General features: G+C 48.7%; 14 protein-coding genes. 7 read left to right on the forward strand and 7 right to left on the reverse strand.

The annotated features are described in order from the left end of the window. Positions 1 to 89: 89 nt before the first annotated feature. A complete protein-coding gene (locus B0475_RS08930) occupies positions 90 to 2,132 on the forward strand; it encodes a S9 family peptidase (protein WP_077411462.1) in 2,043 nt (680 codons plus the stop codon). A gap of 39 nt (positions 2,133 to 2,171) precedes the next feature. On the opposite strand, the gene B0475_RS08935 is transcribed toward B0475_RS08930, so the two are convergent. From B0475_RS08935 to nadC, 7 genes are all read right to left on the reverse strand, one after another. Continuing rightward, positions 2,172 to 2,768 (reverse strand): hypothetical protein, encoded by a 597-nt coding sequence (locus tag B0475_RS08935; RefSeq protein ID WP_077411463.1) that lies wholly within the window; start codon positions 2,766 to 2,768, stop codon positions 2,172 to 2,174. A gap of 59 nt (positions 2,769 to 2,827) precedes the next feature. After that, positions 2,828 to 4,033, reverse strand: a complete 1,206-nt coding sequence (locus tag B0475_RS08940) for a tetratricopeptide repeat protein (RefSeq protein ID WP_077411464.1) — start codon at positions 4,031 to 4,033, stop codon at positions 2,828 to 2,830. 416 nt (positions 4,034 to 4,449) lie between these two features. Then, the gene (locus tag B0475_RS08945) at positions 4,450 to 6,774 is read right to left on the reverse strand and encodes a beta propeller repeat protein (protein ID WP_077411465.1); all 2,325 of its coding nucleotides are present in this window, start codon (positions 6,772 to 6,774) and stop codon (positions 4,450 to 4,452) included. Between the two features lie 29 nt (positions 6,775 to 6,803). Beyond that, a complete protein-coding gene (locus B0475_RS08950; RefSeq protein WP_077411466.1) occupies positions 6,804 to 7,736 on the reverse strand; it encodes a hypothetical protein in 933 nt (310 codons plus the stop codon). Positions 7,737 to 7,975: 239 nt separating this feature from the next. Further along, a complete protein-coding gene (locus tag B0475_RS08955; protein WP_077411467.1) occupies positions 7,976 to 8,641 on the reverse strand; it encodes a nicotinate-nicotinamide nucleotide adenylyltransferase in 666 nt (221 codons plus the stop codon). Continuing rightward, a complete protein-coding gene (locus tag B0475_RS08960) occupies positions 8,638 to 10,314 on the reverse strand; it encodes an NAD+ synthase (RefSeq protein ID WP_077411468.1) in 1,677 nt (558 codons plus the stop codon). The genes B0475_RS08955 and B0475_RS08960 overlap by 4 nt, the downstream gene beginning before the upstream one ends. Positions 10,315 to 10,317: 3 nt before the next feature. Next, the gene (nadC, locus tag B0475_RS08965) at positions 10,318 to 11,145 is read right to left on the reverse strand and encodes a carboxylating nicotinate-nucleotide diphosphorylase (RefSeq protein WP_077411469.1); all 828 of its coding nucleotides are present in this window, start codon (positions 11,143 to 11,145) and stop codon (positions 10,318 to 10,320) included. Positions 11,146 to 11,228: 83 nt separating this feature from the next. Here nadC and ribD point away from each other — a divergent pair, with 83 nt between their 5' ends. The 6 genes from ribD (at position 11,229) to B0475_RS18090 (ending at position 18,442) form a co-directional block, all read left to right on the forward strand. After that, entirely contained in the window at positions 11,229 to 12,356 is a 1,128-nt protein-coding gene (gene ribD / locus B0475_RS08970) for a bifunctional diaminohydroxyphosphoribosylaminopyrimidine deaminase/5-amino-6-(5-phosphoribosylamino)uracil reductase RibD (protein WP_077411470.1), read from the forward strand. A 2-nt stretch (positions 12,357 to 12,358) separates the two neighbouring features. Beyond that, positions 12,359 to 12,958 (forward strand): riboflavin synthase, encoded by a 600-nt coding sequence (locus B0475_RS08975; protein WP_077411471.1) that lies wholly within the window; start codon positions 12,359 to 12,361, stop codon positions 12,956 to 12,958. A 22-nt stretch (positions 12,959 to 12,980) separates the two neighbouring features. Further along, positions 12,981 to 14,072, forward strand: coding sequence for a 3,4-dihydroxy-2-butanone-4-phosphate synthase (gene ribB / locus B0475_RS08980; RefSeq protein WP_077411472.1), 1,092 nt, complete (start codon positions 12,981 to 12,983; stop codon positions 14,070 to 14,072). A gap of 5 nt (positions 14,073 to 14,077) precedes the next feature. After that, on the forward strand, positions 14,078 to 14,512 hold the full coding sequence (gene ribH / locus B0475_RS08985; protein WP_077411473.1) for a 6,7-dimethyl-8-ribityllumazine synthase: 435 nt from the start codon (positions 14,078 to 14,080) through the stop codon (positions 14,510 to 14,512). Between the two features lies 1 nt (position 14,513). Then, positions 14,514 to 15,101 carry a GTP cyclohydrolase II gene (gene ribA / locus B0475_RS08990; RefSeq protein WP_077411474.1) on the forward strand — a complete coding sequence of 196 codons (588 nt, stop codon included), beginning with the start codon at positions 14,514 to 14,516 and terminating at the stop codon, positions 15,099 to 15,101. A 284-nt stretch (positions 15,102 to 15,385) separates the two neighbouring features. Next, the gene (locus B0475_RS18090) at positions 15,386 to 18,442 is read left to right on the forward strand and encodes a hypothetical protein (protein WP_077411475.1); all 3,057 of its coding nucleotides are present in this window, start codon (positions 15,386 to 15,388) and stop codon (positions 18,440 to 18,442) included. Positions 18,443 to 18,451 lie beyond the last annotated feature (9 nt).

The raw sequence follows: 18,451 nt of genomic DNA on the forward strand, positions 1-18,451 counted from the left end.
GGGCCGTTCATTGATGTGGCACCGGTTTTGATGCAGTCCCATACGCACATGCTTTATACTCTTGAACTGTTTTTTTTATTGGAGCAATCATGTCGAAGTCAATTCAATGGCCTTGTTGGGTGTTTTTCCTGATTCTTGGCAATCATTCTGTGGCATCAGCAGACGATCATCATCTGCAGCTTTTGGACGTGTTCAATCTGGAGTACATCGCTGACCCACAGATATCACCAGACGGAAAGCAGGTGCTTTATTCCCGTCACTTTAAAGACATCATGACCGATAAAAACCACTCCAATCTCTGGTTGGTGGATGCAGATGGGAAGAACAATCGTCCATTGACCACAGGCAACCACAGCGATTACGCTGCTCAGTGGTCTAATGACGGAACGAAAATAGTCTATCTTTCCAACCAGCATGACAACAAAGTTAAGTTGTACCTCATGTGGCTGGATACCCGGCAAACCTTGGCGCTGACCAACACAGTCAACCCACCTGCCAATGTCAGTTGGTCAAAAGATGACCAACAACTGGTGTTTACCCAGTTTGTGCCCGGTAGCCAAAACTCACTGATTAAAATGCCTGCCAAACCGGAAGGTGCCATCTGGAATAAACCACCTGTGTACATCAATGACATGAACTACCGGGCAGACGGACGTGGTTTTTTGCAGCCCGGCCATCGTCAGATTTTCACACTTCCGGTTTCCGGTGGCACACCAAGACAATTGACTCACAGTGATCATGATCATCAGTCTCCGGTTTGGTCAGCTGATCAAAAATCCATTTATTTTGTGGCTAATCTGCATGAAAACCATGAGTTTGAACCGTTGAATTCAGAGGTTTATGCCTTGCAATTGGATGACTTATCCATCAAGCCACTGACCAATCGTTTTGGCCCAGATGCGGCCATCAGTCTTTCACCCAATGGCCGGCAACTGGCATACCTTGGTTTTGATGATACTTATCAGGGCCACACAGTCAGAAAATTGTACGTCATGAATACAGACGGCACTGATTCAAGGTTGGTATCCGGGCAATTGGATCGTTCCATTCAATCTTATCAATGGGCCAATGACTCTAAAGGATTTTATGTGCAATACACCGATCAGGGAGATGGCAAACTGGCTCGCATGAAACTCAGCGGTTCATATCAGGTCCTCACCGGTGCATTGGGTGGATTGTCGCTTGGACGGCCATACAATGCAGCCGCTTTTTCAGTGGCAGATGATGGGCGGGTGGCTTACACCCTCGGTGGTCCGGATCACCCGGCTGACCTGGCTGTTTGGAAATCAGGAAAGACCACACAACTGACATCTGTCAATGCTGATTTGTTGAATCACAAGCAGACCGCCCAGGTTCAGGAGCTGTGGTGGCAGTCTGACATTGATCAACGTAACATTCAAGGATGGCTGGTGACCCCGCCTGATTTTGATGCGAATAAAAAATACCCAATGATTCTGGAAATTCATGGTGGTCCTTTTGCCAGTTATGGTTCTGTGTTTTCTGCAGAAGTCCAATTATTTGCTGCCGCTGGGTATGTGGTGTTGTATGCGAACCCACGTGGCAGCACCGGTTATGGTCAGGAGTTTGCCAATCTGATCCATCATGACTATCCCAATCATGACTACCATGACCTGATGTCAGGTGTTAATGCGGCCATTGCCAGGGGTTTTGTTGATGAGGATCAGTTGTTTGTCACCGGAGGCAGTGGCGGAGGGGTGCTCACCGCCTGGATTATTGGTCACACCGACCGGTTCAAAGCCGCTGTGGTAGCCAAACCAGTGATCAATTGGATCAGTTTTGTGTTGTATGCTGATAACCCGGGGTTCTTTTATAAATACTGGTTTCCAGAAAAACCATGGGAGGCTCCTGAACATTACCTGAAGCGTTCGCCGTTGAGTTATGTGGGTAATGTCACCACACCCACCATGCTGTTGACAGGTGAAGAGGACCACCGCACACCCATGGCCGAGACAGAACAGTATTATGCAGCCCTTAAGCTGCAACAGGTGCCATCAGCCATGGTCAGGATACCTGGAGCCAGTCATGGTATTGCCGCCCGGCCCAGTAATCTTGTGGCCAAGGTTGTCAGCATCCTGGCCTGGTTTGAAAAATACCGGACGCCAGCTATGTAGGCAGGCTTGACATGTTGGCTGGTTGAGTTCAAGGTGGCATCATTCCTGGCTCAAGCCAGCCACAATGTGGCCACTCCAGTTTTCCAGTTCATCTGGTAAATGATTGATTTCATCAGCGCTCAGCAATCCCAATAAGTGAATTTCCTCTTCATTGCTCTGAATGTGTGGGTCTGACAGCTCCCATTGTTCCACCACGCCAATGTGTACCCGACCAACTGGATTGCTGTTGTCAACGATGTAGCCCAGCTTTTGTTTGTTGCTGATGCCGGATAAGTTCAACTCTTCACCGATTTCTCTCTCTGCAGAGTTGGCAATGGTTTGATTCAGTAAAATGATTCCATGCTCATCATACGCCAGATCGAAGGCATCAATGTGTCCACCAAAGCCAATGGAATTCATCTGGTGCAAGCGGTTTTCACCGCCTTTCTTGGTGCGTTGGTAGACTGCCAGTTTGCCTTGAAAAGAAAGCACGATGTATGGAATGATTTGTTTGAATTTCTCATCTTCTTCAAGCAGTGATCGGGGGCCAATCCAAATGTGTTGCAAGTCGAAGATGTCTTCAGTGGTGCGAATGAAACCTTCACCAGTCAGTTGTTTCTCTACCTGTGAATGATGGGTGCATAAAATGTGTTGCATGGGACGATCTGTTGTGATGAATGACTGGCAGACATTCTAGCAAAGAACTCAAGTGTGGGTTAGTTGGTGTTCTGATGATTTTTGAAGTATTCGTATTTTGCCTGATACAACGAGGTGGTTTGTCGGGTGTGGGCATTTTCCAGGGCTTGCTGGATGGCTGTGATGGCTTCATTGGTCCGGCCCAGATAAAAATTTGCTTTTGCCAGTCCCGCATACGGCTGGTGAAGATAAGGGGCTTTTTCTGCTGCTTTTTCATACAAGCGAATGGCTTGCCGGTAATTATTTTTGCTCAGTTCTTTGTTGGCCAAATCCAGCCATTTAAATGGATTGGGGTCATCATAGTTCTCCAGTTCTCTGGCAATCACAGCGGCATCCTCAACGCGGTTATTCTGTGTCAGGTAGTTGTGGTAATTGGTCAGCAGTTCCAACTGATCAAAGCCCAGGGATAGACCATACCTGTATGCTCTTTCGGCCAATACTTGCTGGTCAATACGCTGATAAAGCACGCCAAGCATGTTGATGGCCACCAGGTTATCGTCTTGTATTTCCAGTGCTTCTTTGATGTGCCAGTAAGCCAGGTTATTCTCACCCCTGATCAGCGCTTCGGCGGCCCGATTGCTGTAAAACATGGAATAGAATTCTTTTTTATTGACTGTTCTGAGGGTGCGTGATCCGGCGGTGGAGAAGTAGTCAATCCGCACTTTCATATTGGGTCTGATGAATTGTTTGGTATTGCGGGTGTTTTTATTGAATACCACCGTGCGGATGTGTTGAGAACTGAGCTCCAGGTCTCCTTCACGTTGAAAGATTGACGGAGTGCGGGCCAGCTCAAAACTGATGCCTGCTGAAGTTAACTTGGTGAGCGCTCGTGTCAGTATGGCCAGCGACAGGCAATTCCCGGCGTTTTGCTCCATGGCTTCCGTTGCCGTCAAGGTTTCTGAATAGAAATTAAAGTACTGTAGTTGATTTTTGAGGTACTTATATATCCGGTGGCTGTCAGATAAATCGCGGTATTCAACACTGTGATAGGCTTTCAAAAACCGTTCTTTTTGTTCTGCTGTCAGGTAAAACACCTCATCCAGTGAAAGGATTTTTTCCGGTTTGCCAAACAAATCATCCTGGTAAAGGTCCTGTTCGGTGTGTTGGGTTTTCAGCACATAGCGGGAAGGTGCACCACAGGCTGTCAGCAGAAGAATCAGCATGAGCAGTGGCAGCAAAGCAGTTGAGGATGCCGGGTGTCTATGCATCACATCAGTATATCTCATTTCTGGTCAATTGATAAGCAGATATCACCATTACCGCTCTTGTCTGAGCGAAGTGCAATGAATGGAAACAGCCAATCACTGACGAATTGGCTGTTTTTTCAAACACAGAACGGGTGCTTTTCCGTCCAGGTCTAGCTGAACTTATAGGAATGACCTTGGGACTTCATTCACTTTTGTTCCTGACAAAAGTGAAAGCCGACTCTACGGATGGAGGAGTCAGGGTCTCGTCTGGAACAGAGCCCGAGGCCTCGGCGATCATGTCGTGTGATCAAGCGCTCGACGCTCTGATTCACTATCGCTCACGGCTTATCGATCATTCCATTATGGCTTCTTGACTTCGTCAAACCGCCATATCTGCATGATCTGCCTAACCAAGTCGGCGGGTCGAGCTGATCATCAGCTCTCCATCGTTGAACTTAATCGCTGATGTCAAAGCCGTCCTCGAAAATCAGATCTATGATGGTAAACAGAGGCTCGTATGAAAATGTGCCTCGCCCCAGGGTGTTGATGAACAGTTCATTGATATCATGATCATAATTCAGGCCAAACACCGGAGAATTCGGCAGACTGACATTCAACGGCTCCCAGTCAGTGAATCCGGTTGATTCACTGGCGACAAAAACCCCACGATCTGCCCCTACAATGATCAGGTCTGTTTGCACATACAAATTAGACGCATATTCCACTGCATTGAGTCTGCCCGGATTAAAGCTGTTCAGGTTACCAGTGACATCTGTCCAGTTGTCTCCGCTGTCACTGGTGATATGAACCCCGCCAAACCATTCGACCAACACGGCTTTGCTGGCATCAGATTGACTTTGTGAGACATTGAAAATCCGGTTGGCTGACGAAAACACTGAAGTCAGATTTCCACCCGCAGTTGTTCTTCTGAACAAATCGCTGTCAGCGGCAATGTAAAGTTGTTCTTCATTGCCAGGGGCGCCTGCTGCAATGGAACCGAAACCAAAGCCAAAAGCAGTGATGCCGGAAGGTGATAATTCAATGAGGGTATTGCCCTGATCAAAAGACTCATAAACACTGTTGGCGTAACCAAAAATGATGCGGTCAGGGTTTTCACTGTTGATGTCTACCGGGGTCACAAACTGTGGTGACTTGTTGACGTTACCACTGGTCACAGTCAGAGGTGGGAAGGAAAATGAGTCCAGGGAATTATTCTGATTGTAAACCAGCCTTAAAAATCCACCCAGGTTTTGTGCGCTGGTGTATCGAATGGATTGGTCATTACCAGCCAGGGACTGGGTATCCACATCAAAGTCTCCACCATCACCACCCAGCAGGACATCCCATTGCGGGAATGCAGTAACAAGTTGACTGCCTTGCGAGTTGTCCTGGGTGCCACCACCAAGGATGTCGGCATTGTCATCGTAATCTGCAGAATGGACTTCGGTGTTTTGCAAGTCTCCATTCAGAGAAGACCAGTCTCCGGTGTCATCGATGGCAGATGTTCTGACATAAACGCCGCCATCATCACCCTCGATCAGCAGCCCATTGGCCGCGAACATCATGTCTCTGGAATCAGCATGTGGGGCCGTGTTGTTGGCCGTTCCTGAATGGGTCAAAGAAGTCCACTGGTTGCCTGCCAGGGCGGTGGCATCCCCCCTGAATAAGCGACCACTGAAGGTATTGGCGCCCAATGAATTTGGAAAAGCAAATGGGCCGGTGCTGCCATCATTGTTGCTGGCTGGTTGGCGGTCTCCGCCCACATAGACCACATGATCCACATTGGGGTCCACCGTCATTGACATGTGAATACTGGCTTGACCACCGGGGTGAATGCCAAAAAAGTCATTCGGCTCGAAGGTGCCTGGCAATTCCATGGAGGTGAAACTGTTACCGCCATTGGCCGAGTAAAATACCCCGGTCAATCGCCCCAGGGCGATCCCAACGAAGACATTGTCGTTATTACCAACCGCGATTTCGACGTGCAAACCAGAGTTGTTAACAAACAAGGCATCAATGGCCGCATCACTGATTTTAGTCCAGCTGACACCGGTGTCTGTACTTTTAAAAATGCCCACATCGTTTGAACATCCACTGACATCACCTTGCAAACTGGCATAAAGGGTACTTGGATCGCTTGGATCTGAAGCCAGGGCGTCGACCAGGCCGCCACTGATGCCATTGGTCACTTGCGTGAACGTGGCTCCGGTGTCAGTTGAACGAAAGATGCCGGTACCCGCACACGAACTGCCGAAATCATCAGAGTCGGCTGATGCCACTATGACACTGCCCCTGGGAGCCACGCCGGAAATGTTGCTGCCAGTTAAAGAGGTCAATGTGGCCCAGGTGCTGCCACCATCTGTGGTTCGCAACATTCCGGTGCGGTCGCCACCGAGGCGGGCGAAGCTGCTGACCCGGCCAATTCCGGCCACCAGTGTTTGGTTGCTTTGGTCAGTGGGGTCAAACTCCAGTGCCTGTATTGACAGTGACTGCTGGTCATCTGTCAGTGCTGTCCAGTTTGGGTTTGAGCTGTTGTCCGTGGCATTGGTGGTTTTCCATACGCCACCGTTGACTGTGCCGATATAAAGGATGTCAGGGTCTGTGGGGTGGGCAGCAATGGCATTGACCGCACCCACCTGATTGGGGTTCAGGGCTTCAGACTGGCCTTGTTCAAATGGCGCCGGGCCCTCTGCATTGAGGTTTTGAGAAAAACCGGGGGTGGTTGTGCCAAGCATCGCCAGGACAACCATTGAACAGATGTGTTTTTTTGATAAGTACATGATGTGCTCCTAATAGGTTGTGAAGACGATTAAACAGGTAATGGGCCAAAGTAAGCGATGGGTCGGACTTTGATAGACCAGCTCTCTTTACCAGTGCCCAGGTTGACGGCTTTCAAAAGTGGCGCATTCCTGACCAATTCGCCGTTGACCAATTGACCGGTTGCTGGTTCAAGCAACAACAACTGGCTCCCTGAGATCACAAATGGAGCATATGAGTGAGGGGATTCCAGGCTGGACAGTAACTGACCTGTGCGATCAAATATTCGCCACTGATAGCTTACTTTTTGATCACTGGGGATGCGGTTACTGATCAGGACGTGGGATTCGTCCTGTGAAAGGAATTGACGCCCTTCGATGCCAGTCATCACGGCTTGTTCAATACGGGCTGTGGTATTGACGACCTGGAAAGTACGGTTGCTTATGGTGGCTGTGCGGTTTTTGGTATCCAGATCAATTGTTCCGGACAATGAATCGTTCAATTCCTGGTTTCGGGATTGAGTCAAATCTTTGACCGGTGCAATGCCCTGCGCAGTGCCTCCGGAAAATGTCCATTGCAACTGATGGGGTGTGTTTTCATTCAGTTGTTGTACGTTAAACCGGTGTGAAGCGCCATCTACGACAGTTGCTTTTACCTGATCAGGTAGTGTGAGTTGGATGTTATTCAGGCTGTCACCACTGTTCAGATCATGATATACCAATGACATGACAGCAGATTGAGTGGATTGTTGTTGACTGATGAGCAACCCGTCAACAATACCCAATGGTTTATCTGAGGCTGATGATATCCACTTGTAGGTGCCATCTTGTGTGTTCACTGCTGCAATGCCACCATCAGGCAACATGGTTACAATACTTTGTGATTGAGGTTCATACAAAATGCCACTGCGAATTTCAGTGTTTTCACTGGCAAAACTGCTGTTGATAAAAGCAGCTGCACAGAGGGTCAATATTGATTTTTTCATGCTTACTCCCATAAGTACATTAATGAAAACCACTTTTTGATTGTGGTTTTTTTCACTGGTTCAGATGCCGGTTAAAGCCATTGCATCATATCACCAGTCAATGATTTTATCTTTGGTCATGGCAGTACAATGTGAAAAAACAGTTGTTGTGTCAGCGGTAATTCAATGGCGCTGTTGTGTCAGGTAAAAGCAGCAATGAAAGACAGAAAATGGGTTGCTTGGTCATTGCGTGACGGATGTCACCGGCGCTGATAAAGGGCATGCGTGATGACGTAATCAAGGACACCTGGATTAATCAGGGATGCAGCTGGCAGTTTCCCGCGGCTCAGAATTTGGCGTAAATGGGTGGACGATACGTTAACCGCAGGTTTTCCGCTCACCACAAACACACTTGAATTGATTTCTTGCAGCTGTTTGATGAAACTGTTGTTGATGGAATGGCCCGGGCGCTGGTGAATCAGCAAGCCGTTTTCTCTGACCAGATTGTGCCATTGGTGCCATTTTCTGAATTTAGGCCAGCGGCCGCCAAAGTGATCGGCACTGAGTACAAATAGCCGGCGTTTTGCGGCAACCCGCCGGAGGGTGTCAACGGAAAAACTTTTGGTGCCTGTTTCCTTGAATAAATGTTTCTCAACATCAGACACTTCGGCTCGAAACTGATGTTCATTGCTGATGTGCTCAGCAAGTAATTGGCACATTGTTAGGCGATGTGTAAACGCGGTTCCCGGCTGTTGCTTGCCGGCAATCAGGTTGGGTTGATATGTGGGCACCAGGACAAATCGTTCAATTCCGAGGCCATGATCCTTTGCCCATTGGTAACTGTTGATCACCACTTGTTCATGTCCGGCGTGCGGGGGATCGGCGGTTAAGCCAAAAATCAGTGTGTATTGTGATTGAGGATTCATTCAGAACGCGCTGAGCGATGCCGAAAACCATTGGTGATTGGCATGCGCCGGTCTTTACCAAAAGCCATTTGTGTGACCCGGGGACCTGGGGCACCTTGCTGGCGTTTGTATTCATTGCGATCAACCAGAGTGAGCACCCGGATCACTTCAGCCAGATCAGCTTGCAGTGACCGGGCAATTTGTTCAGCGTCCTTGTGCTGATGTAAATAGGACTTGAGAATGCCATCAAGCACGTCGTACTCTGGTAGAGAGTCAGAATCTTTCTGATCTGGACGGAGTTCAGCTGAGGGCGGTTTGGTGATGGTGTTTTGTGGTATCACCGGTCCGGCCGGATCGATGTTATTGCGGTATTCACTTAAGGCGTATACCTGTAACTTGAACAAATCTTTGATCGGCGCAAATCCACCGGCCATGTCACCATATAAAGTGGTGTAGCCAACTGCGGTTTCGCTTTTGTTACTGGTACACAACAAGATGGCATTGGAATTGTTGGAGAAGGCCATTAACAACACACCACGGATACGGGCCTGGATGTTTTCATCGGTTTGCCGGTGAAAATAATCATCATAATGCGCATTGAATAAGGGCTCCAAAAACTCATGAAACGATTGGTGCATCGGTTTGATCGGTACCACATGACTGTGGATGCCCAGGGTGTCTGCCAGCAGTTGTGCATCAGTGACTGAGTGATCTGATGAATATTTAGAGGGCATCAATACGCCGGTCACATTTTTGGCACCAATCGCATCAGCCGCAATCACCGCAGTGAGCGCCGAGTCAATGCCACCAGACAAGCCCAGCACGGCTTTTTTAAAACCATTTTTCTGAAAATAATCGCGGGTACAACTCACCAGGGCAGCATACAATTCTGCATGGGGAGATGCCGTATCCTGAATGTCTGCAGCAGGCTCTGAAAAGTTAAATATGGTCAGTGCCGCTTCAAAGGAGGGAGCCAGGGCATGCAGTTGACCACAGGCATCGATGGCACAACTGGTGCCATCAAAGATCAATTCATCCTGGCCACCCACCAGGTTACAGTACACCAGTGGAGTCTCAAATGTTTTGGCACGCCGTTGCAGCATGGCAATTCGGCTGTTGATTTTGTCGGCAGCATAGGGTGAGGCTGAAATGTTAATCAGCAAATCGACCCCTTGATTGGCTTGATGGGCAACTGGTTCAGCTTCGTACCAGATGTCCTCGCAAATGGTGATGCCCAGCTTCAGTGTTTGTTGATTGAGGGTAATGCTGGCGATGCCATCATGCGACCCAGGTGTGAAGTAGCGTTTTTCATCAAACACCAGGTAGTTAGGCAGTTTGTGTTTATCGTAGATCATTTTGATCTCGCCGTTTTGAATCAGCGCAGCCGAATTATGCAGTAGTTCCGGCTCATTGGGGTGATTGCGGGGGAAGCCCAGCACCACGGCGATGCCATCAGTGGCTTCGGCAATGGTTTTCACTGAGGCATAACAGTCATCCAAAAATTGCTGGTGAAACAGCAGATCCTCAGGTGGGTAGCCACAAATTGACAATTCAGTGAGCACCAACAGGTCGACTTGTTCATTTCTGGCGTGCAAAATGGCGTCCAGAATCAACTGTTGATTGCCGCTTAAATCGCCCACTTTGACGTTCAGCTGTGCCATGGCGATTTTGATGTCGGGGTTAGTCTGTTGCATGGTTTATACCACCAGTAAGCTGTAGTCCATGGCTTTCACTGAGTGAGTCAGGGCGCCAATTGAAACATAATCCACACCGGTCAGCGAGATGCCTTCAATGGTGTCCAGGTTGACATTACCGGAAGCTTCCAGGTCAATTTTGCCGGCAGTGATTTTAACGGCTTCAGCCATGGTTGTATTGTCCATGTTATCCAGCATGATCCGGTCGACCGGACATTGCAGGGCTTCACGTAATTCATCGAGGTTAGTGACCTCGACTTCGATGGGACGTTGGTGATTGTCATAGGCCAGCAGTTTATCTACCGCCTGGGTGATGCCACCTGCGGCTTTGATGTGGTTTTCCTTGAGCATGGCCATGTCGTACAAGCCATGACGGTGATTCATGCCTCCGCCCAGTTCTACTGCCCATTTGTCCAATACCCTCAGATTGGGTGCTGTTTTGCGGGTGTCGAGGATTTTGCATTTACCTTGTGCCAATTGCACAAACTGATTGGTCAGGGTGGCTATGCCACTCATCCGCTGTAATAAATTCAACGCCACCCGTTCGGCGCCTAACACCGATAACACCCGGCCTTTGATGCGGGCAATGACATCGCGGTTCTTGCAGTGATCGCCATCATTGTGGTTCAGTGTGACTTCGACGTTGGAGTCAAACAACAGAAAGCTCTCCCTGAACACTTCAAGTCCGGCAATGACACCGTCCTGTTTAGCGATCAGCTTGGCTTCGCAGAGTTGCTGGGTATCGAAAATGGCTTCGCTGGTCAGGTCTCCAGTCTGGATGTCTTCCAGCAATGCACTGGCGATGATGTGGCGGTATTTAACGGGTTTCATAGTCTATTTGTCTCGCAGCTGTTGTCTGAGGCTGGTAAAATGCCTGTCCTGATGACAGGATTGACATTATCTTTGACCCACCTATGAAGCACAAGAGCCGACATAAAAAATACCTTAAAAAAGCCCTTCGTCTGGCTGCCAAAGGGATGTTTACCACAGGTGCCAATCCCCGGGTGGGTTGTTTGCTGGTCAAAAACGGGCAGGTGATTGCTGAGGCTTATCACCAACGCGTGGGTGAGCCCCATGCTGAGGCGCTGGCTTTACAACAGGCTGGGAGCAAGGCAGCAGGAGCCACGGCCTATGTTACTTTGGAACCTTGCAGTCATCAGGGGCGGAACCCACCATGTGCTGATGCGCTGATCCATGCGGGTATCAAGCGGGTGGTGGTTTGCAATGATGACCCTAATCCATTGGTGGCAGGACAGGGCTATGACAAACTCAGAAATGCGGGAATCAGTGTGATCAGTGGTTTGCTGGCTGAACGCGGTGATGAATTGAACAGGGGTTTTTTTCATCGCATGCATACCTGCTTACCCTGGGTGCGTTGCAAACTGGCACAATCCATTGATGGCCGCACCGCCATGGCCAGCGGAGAAAGTTTTTGGATCACCGGTAAACCAGCCAGGTCTCATGTGCAATATTGGCGTGGTCGCAGTGGCGCCATCATCACTGGCATTGAAACGGTGCTGGCAGATGATTGTCAGTTGACTGTGAGGCCAGACCAATTGCCTCAAAAATACCGAAAACTCGGGCATGACTTTGCTCAGCAGCAACCCTTGCGGGTGGTGATCGACAGTGAATTGCGCATCCCCCCTGCAGCCAGAGTATTCGAACACGCTGCAACTGTGCTGGTGGTGACAGCCAGTGAAAACAGACAAAAAAGCCAACAATTGGAAGCCTTGGGGGCACAAGTTAAAGTGCTGCCTGATCAACAGGGCGCTGTTGACCTGGGTGCGGTGATCCGTTATCTGGGGACGATTGAAATCAATGAGGTACTGGTGGAAAGTGGCCCCACCCTGGCCGGTGCCATGCTGCAACAACAATTACTGGATGAATTGTTGATTTTTACCGCACCGGTGATCATGGGATCTGCCGCCAGACCTTTATTCAAAATAGACATTGAAGAAATGGCAAAGCGGCTACATATAAAGCCCATTCAATTTAAAGCATTGGGAAATGACTGGCTCATCAGAGCCCTGGTCAAACAGTAATTATGTTCACTGGTATTATTCAAAAAGTCGGTAAAGTTATTGAAAAAAAAGAACTTTCTGGCGACATTCAATTCACCATAAAAACCCATTTTGATGAACCTGAGCAAATCAAGTTGGGCGATTCCATAGCCATGGACGGGGTGTGCCTGACAGTCACTGACAAACAGGATGATGTGGTCAGGGTGGATGTTTCAGTGGAAACCATGAACAAAACCACGGTTAACCATTGGCAAAATGGCAGTCAGGTTAATCTGGAACCGGCCATGACATTGCAAGATCAACTGGGAGGCCACTTGGTTTCCGGACACGTGGATGCGGTGGGGCAATGTGTGGGCCGCACCCCCAGTGCCCGTTCTGAAGTGTTCACCTTTGAAATACCCAAAAATTTGCAACAATTCGTTGTAGACAAAGGTTCCATCACCATCAATGGCGTCAGTCTGACGGTGAATACCATCAATGAATCAATCATTTCCATTAATCTGGTGCCTCACACCATGAGCCACACCAATCTGGGTGCGCTGAACGTTGGTGACCCGGTTAACATCGAAGTGGACACCATCGCCCGCTATGTGGCCAAAATGCTGCAGCCTCACCAGGCTTGATCAGTCAACACAGAGAATACGAATGAGCTTACAACTGAACAGTACCGAAGAACTGATTGAAGACATCAAAGCAGGCAAAATGGTCATCCTGATGGATGATGAAGACCGCGAAAATGAAGGCGATCTGGTCATTGCTGCCAATGCCATCACCCCTGAGGTGGTTAATTTTATGGCCCGTTATGCGCGCGGCTTGCTGTGCCTGACCCTGATGCCAGAGCATTGTCGGCAGTTACAATTGCCCCTGATGGTAGACAACAACACCGCCCAATTGGCCACCAATTTCACGGTTTCAATTGATGCCGCTGAGGGCATCACCACAGGCATTTCTGCTTATGACCGCTATAAAACCATCATCGATGCGGTTCAGGTCAATGCCAAACCTGCAGACCTGGTGATGCCTGGCCATATTTTTCCTTTGATGGCACAACAGGGTGGGGTTTTGGCCAGGGCCGGACACACCGAAGCAGGTTGTGACATTGCCAAGCTGGCCGGTCGCACTCCGGCGGCAGTGATTGTGGAAATCATGAATGACGACGGCAGCATGGCCAGACGGGAAGACCTGCTGACTTTTTCACAACAACACGACCTGAAAATCGGTACCATTGCAGACCTGATTGAGTATCGCATGATGAATGAAACCACAGTGTCTGTGGTTGATGAATTCACCTATGACACCCAATGGGGCCCGTTCACGGTGAAGAAATTCATCGATCGCATCACCGAAACAGAACACCTGGCTTTTTATCAGGGGGCGCTGAATTCACAGGAGTCGGTTCCTGTGCGGGTCCAATACGGGCATTTCTTCAGGGAGCTGAGGGGCTTGGATTCCAGTGACCAATACTGGACGGCACAACGATCCATGAAAACCATCGCTGAGCGGGGCAAAGGTGTGATGGTTATACTCAATGCCAGCGAATCGGTACCCATAGACATTGATGACACCGGTGCCCGCAAAAGCAAAGACAATTATGCCTACCAGAATGTGGGCATCGGATCGCAGATTCTGCGCCACCTTGGGGTGGGTAAAATGCAGTTAATGAGTCCGGAAATCAGGTTCCCTGCCTTGTCAGGGTTTGGATTGGAAATCACAGAATTTATTACATACCAGGGTTAAAGCACATGAAAGTTGCCATCATCACAGCCCCTTTTTATCGTCACATCAATGACGGTTTGTTCCAGGGAGCCACCATTTATCTGAATCGTGAAAACATTGAATTTGAACGGTTTGATGTGCCAGGCGCACTGGAAGTGCCGCTGGCTTGTCAAATGCTGGCAGAAACCGGTGAATACGACGGCATCGTTGCCCTGGGTGCTGTTATCCGTGGTGAAACGGCCCACTTTGATCATGTCTGTGAACAAAGTGCCCGGGGCATCATGGATGTTTCCTTGCAACACAAGCTGCCTATTGGCAATGGCATCATCACAGTTGAAAATGAAAAACAAGCGCTGGCCAGATCCAGTGTGGATGAGTCATTAGGCAAAGAAAACAAGGGCAAGGAAGCGGCACAGGCTGCCGTAGCCCTGATCAGATTACGCAAAGAGCTGCAGAAGTGATATGAGTCGTAAGCCCGCCATTTTTATCACCCAGGCCACTTTGCCAACAGAATACGGTGAATTTACCATCCATGTGTTTGATGACAATGGTCAGGAGCACCTGGTGCTGACGATGGGTCACCTGAGACCAGAAGATGTGATTCTTACCCGGGTTCATTCTGAATGTCTGACAGGGGATGGATTATTCAGTTTACGTTGTGATTGTGGACCGCAACTGGCTTTTGCCATGGATCAGATCGCTCAACGCAAGCAGGGCATGTTGGTGTATTTGCGGCAGGAAGGTCGTGGCATTGGCCTGACTGAAAAAATCAAAGCATATCAATTGCAGGATCAGGGTTTTGATACCTTTGATGCCAACGTCAAGCTGGGCCATTTACCGGATAATCGCAGCTATGACATGCTGGAAGATGTGTTTGCTCACTTCGGTGTTAAACAAATTGAACTGATGACCAACAATCCGGATAAAATCCGCGCCATCGAAGCTCATGGTGTTGAGGTTAAAGACCGCATGGCGGTCAAGGTCGGTCACAACCCGCATAACATCAATTACCTGAAGACCAAAAAAGACAAATTCCTGCACCTGGATTAAGCTGGTGCTTTTTATGCTCATTGGTTTTGCTGCTGGCCATAGATTTGGTGATTCGCTATCGCTCACCAACCAAGTCGGCGGGTCGGGCTGATCATCAGTTCTCCAAAGAAAAAGTTCCAGCAGCCTGAGACGGATCAAACCGCATAACGGCCTGACATCTGTGCCGTTGCCAATGGTATTTTCAGAAGCAATGCGCTGATACCAACAACGTGCTTGCCAAAAAAATCACAACCCGTTAAGATAAATGCGTGTGTGTCGTATAACTATAACAAAGCGGGGGAGACATGCGCACACATCAAATTCATCAATCATTTCTGGCACTTATCGCCATATTTTCAACTCATTCTTTATCAGCACAATTGCCTGATGATCCGGCATCCTGGGTTTGTTCAGCAGATGATGCGGCTGAAGTGGCTAACTTAACCACTGCCTGGTGTGATGCCAATAAACCCTCAGACACGGATTTGAACTGGCGAGCCAATATTGGTTTTGACCTGGAACCAGGTCAGATGACTGATCTCCCAGCCAAAAATGCGTTTGATGTCCAGATGCGCGATTTTTTGAGGGCCAGGGTCTATGACCACAAACTGGATTGGGCGCATGATCTCAACTGGCGGATGACCGGTCCATACGTTGGTGAGTTTGGCTCAGGTGAATCTTATGGAGTGCATCCTGCCGTACGGGTCTATTATTCACCTGAAATGGTGGTCTGGATGTGTTCTGATAGAAAATCAGAATTGCCATCAGGGGCGATGATTATCAAAGAAATGGCCAACATTGATGAAAAACTTGGCATTGTCAAACCAGATAATTGCATGAGTATCCCTGATGATCCTAAACGCTTGCCAGGATCCTGGACAGTGATGTATCGCACCGATGTGACACATGATCGCTGGTACTGGGCCAACCCGACCATGAAAGGCGATGGTAACCCACCAGTCAGTGACCGTTCTGCATTCACCGTAGCATCTGATGTGCCACAGGCACCGGTTAAGCGCAATCAACATTGGTATCCAACTGGTTATGTCTTCAGTGACAAGCAAAAAATTGATACCGTGATATACCCATATAACCTGTATGGCGCAGCCTGTATCAACTGTCACGCCACAGCTGAATCCAACCTGACGTTCTCTTCGCTTGACAACATCGTCAGTGAGGGCCTTCAATACAAATGGTATCCGGCCAGTAAGAATGCCGATCTGTCACAGCGTGAAAGCCTGCACAGTCAGGAGCTTGACGATGCCACTGGAACATCAGGTTCCAATACCAATCCGTTTTCTCAACCCCTTGCAAAAATGAATCCAGCCTTTGTTAAATACTTTGGTGAGTTGGGTATTGACACATTTGACCAGGCATGGGATCTGAGGTTGCCGGCTGAATCTTTCGATCATCATTTATCTCGTTTGGATGATCTTGATCAGTACCTGACCTCAGATCAATGCATCAATTGCCACGATGCCACTTACGCCAACTCTGCTGAGGCTAATATGCTCATTAACAAAGCAAATACCGATGATAAAGTGAAAATCAATGTTTCACCGTATGGAGAATGGCGGGTATCACCCATGGGCTTGGCAGGCCGTGATCCGATCTTTTTTTCACAACTGCAAAGTGAGACCAATAACCTGCCTGCTGATCAAAAGTGCATTGAAAATACCTGCCTGCATTGCCATGGGGTGATGGGGCAAAGACAACAGGCCATTGATACCGGCCCTTCTGATGAATGCAAAGACATGTTTGCCATCGCTCCACCAGAAGGTGTGCCATTTGGTCAGCCATTTGCCAAATCCACTGTCACCGCCTGGCAGGATACCCTGCCAAATAACCATGATGCTCAATACGGCGCACTGGCCCGTGATGGTATTTCCTGCATGGTCTGTCACCAAATCGATGAGGAAGGTTTGGGTACAGAAGCCGGTTACACCGGTAATTTCGTCACCGGTGAGCCTGGCCAGGTGGTGGGTCCTTATGACTCATCTGAGGTGATCACCAAGCCCATGCAGAACGCCCTGAACATCACCCCGGAATTTGGTGCGCAAATCAAAAATTCAGACATCTGTGGCTCCTGCCACAATATCCTGCTGCCTACGCTTAACAATGATGGTACACCACACCAACACAAAGCGCCCAATGGCCAGCTGGTGACGGCCACTTATGAGCAAACCACCCACCTGGAGTGGGTAAACTCTGATTTTTCCAAAAAAGACAGCTTCCAAAGTTGTCAGGATTGTCACATGCCCACTGATTTCAAAGTCGGTGACACCCACAATCCGCTGAAGGGTATTAAAATAGCCAATATTGAAAGCAATGACATGCCACCCACAACCCATCGTTTACCAGACAAGGACATTACCCTGACGCCCAGAGACACGTTTGCCAGGCATTCACTGCATGGCTTGAATGTTTTTCTCAATGAAATGTTTCAGCAGTTTCCGATGATTCTGGGCCTCAGACAAATGGATTATATGGTCAATACCAATGTGCAGCCTGCGTTGATCACTGGCCGGGACTCAATGATTGAAATGGCTGAGTGGCAAACTGCTGATGTGTTGATCCATGACTTGACAGTGAAAGATGGTAAAACCTTGAATGTGGAAGTCGAAGTGGTCAACAAGACCGGTCATTTTTTGCCATCGGGCGTCGGTTTTAGACGGGTCTTTCTGGAAACCATAGTCTATGACAAAAACCACCAACCCATGTGGGCTTCGGGTCGAACCAACGAGTTGGGTGTGATACTGGACGGCTTGACCAACAACCCCCTGGAGACAGAGCAGGGCGGTGCTGGCAAGACGGCTTACCAGCCACATCACGAAGTCATTACCCAATCCAATCAGGTGCAGATCTATCAGGAGATCATTCAGGATTCTGATGGTCACAACACCACATCATTTTTGCGACGTGTGGATGACAAAAAAGACAACCGCATCCGTGGTAAAGGTTTTGACCCCGCTTTTTATTTGCACAACAAGTCACCTTACATCCAAATGCTGGGCGTGTTGGTTGGCAAAGCCGCCAAAGATGAAGATTATTTTGATAAGAACAAAACCGGCAGTGATCATCTGAGCTACCAAATTAACATGAGTGAAGAACAATTAAAATCAGTGGCTTATGTTAAAGTCAATTTGTTCAATCAATCCATTCCTCCGGTTTATCTGCAAGACCGCTTCAGTGACGCCAACATCGGTCCCGCTGAGAAACAGGATATACAGCGTCTGTATTACCTGACCAGTCATTTGAATACCGAAACCACCACGGCAGAAGGAAAGCAGCCCATCAAGGACTGGAAGTTTTACATCAATGGCCAATGTAAAAAACTGGACCAAACCAGCTGTACAGATTGAATGACCTTT

It is taken from the genome of Marinicella sediminis (assembly GCF_002000055.1).
GTDB lineage: Bacteria > Pseudomonadota > Gammaproteobacteria > Xanthomonadales > Marinicellaceae > Marinicella > Marinicella sediminis.

What these genes read in the sequence shown, in the direction of transcription:
- ribD (WP_077411470.1), top strand. Translation starts at nt 11,229, where the DNA reads ATGAAGCACAAGAGCCGACATAAAAAATACCTTAAAAAAGCCCTTCGT.
- ribA (WP_077411474.1), top strand. Translation starts at nt 14,514, where the DNA reads ATGAGTCGTAAGCCCGCCATTTTTATCACCCAGGCCACTTTGCCAACA.
- B0475_RS08940 (WP_077411464.1), bottom strand. Translation starts at nt 4,033, where the DNA reads ATGAGATATACTGATGTGATGCATAGACACCCGGCATCCTCAACTGCT.
- B0475_RS08960 (WP_077411468.1), bottom strand. Translation starts at nt 10,314, where the DNA reads ATGCAACAGACTAACCCCGACATCAAAATCGCCATGGCACAGCTGAAC.
- B0475_RS08975 (WP_077411471.1), top strand. Translation starts at nt 12,359, where the DNA reads ATGTTCACTGGTATTATTCAAAAAGTCGGTAAAGTTATTGAAAAAAAA.
- B0475_RS08950 (WP_077411466.1), bottom strand. Translation starts at nt 7,736, where the DNA reads ATGAAAAAATCAATATTGACCCTCTGTGCAGCTGCTTTTATCAACAGC.
- B0475_RS08955 (WP_077411467.1), bottom strand. Translation starts at nt 8,641, where the DNA reads ATGAATCCTCAATCACAATACACACTGATTTTTGGCTTAACCGCCGAT.
- B0475_RS18090 (WP_077411475.1), top strand. Translation starts at nt 15,386, where the DNA reads ATGCGCACACATCAAATTCATCAATCATTTCTGGCACTTATCGCCATA.
- B0475_RS08945 (WP_077411465.1), bottom strand. Translation starts at nt 6,774, where the DNA reads ATGTACTTATCAAAAAAACACATCTGTTCAATGGTTGTCCTGGCGATG.
- ribB (WP_077411472.1), top strand. Translation starts at nt 12,981, where the DNA reads ATGAGCTTACAACTGAACAGTACCGAAGAACTGATTGAAGACATCAAA.
- ribH (WP_077411473.1), top strand. Translation starts at nt 14,078, where the DNA reads ATGAAAGTTGCCATCATCACAGCCCCTTTTTATCGTCACATCAATGAC.
- nadC (WP_077411469.1), bottom strand. Translation starts at nt 11,145, where the DNA reads ATGAAACCCGTTAAATACCGCCACATCATCGCCAGTGCATTGCTGGAA.
- B0475_RS08935 (WP_077411463.1), bottom strand. Translation starts at nt 2,768, where the DNA reads ATGCAACACATTTTATGCACCCATCATTCACAGGTAGAGAAACAACTG.
- B0475_RS08930 (WP_077411462.1), top strand. Translation starts at nt 90, where the DNA reads ATGTCGAAGTCAATTCAATGGCCTTGTTGGGTGTTTTTCCTGATTCTT.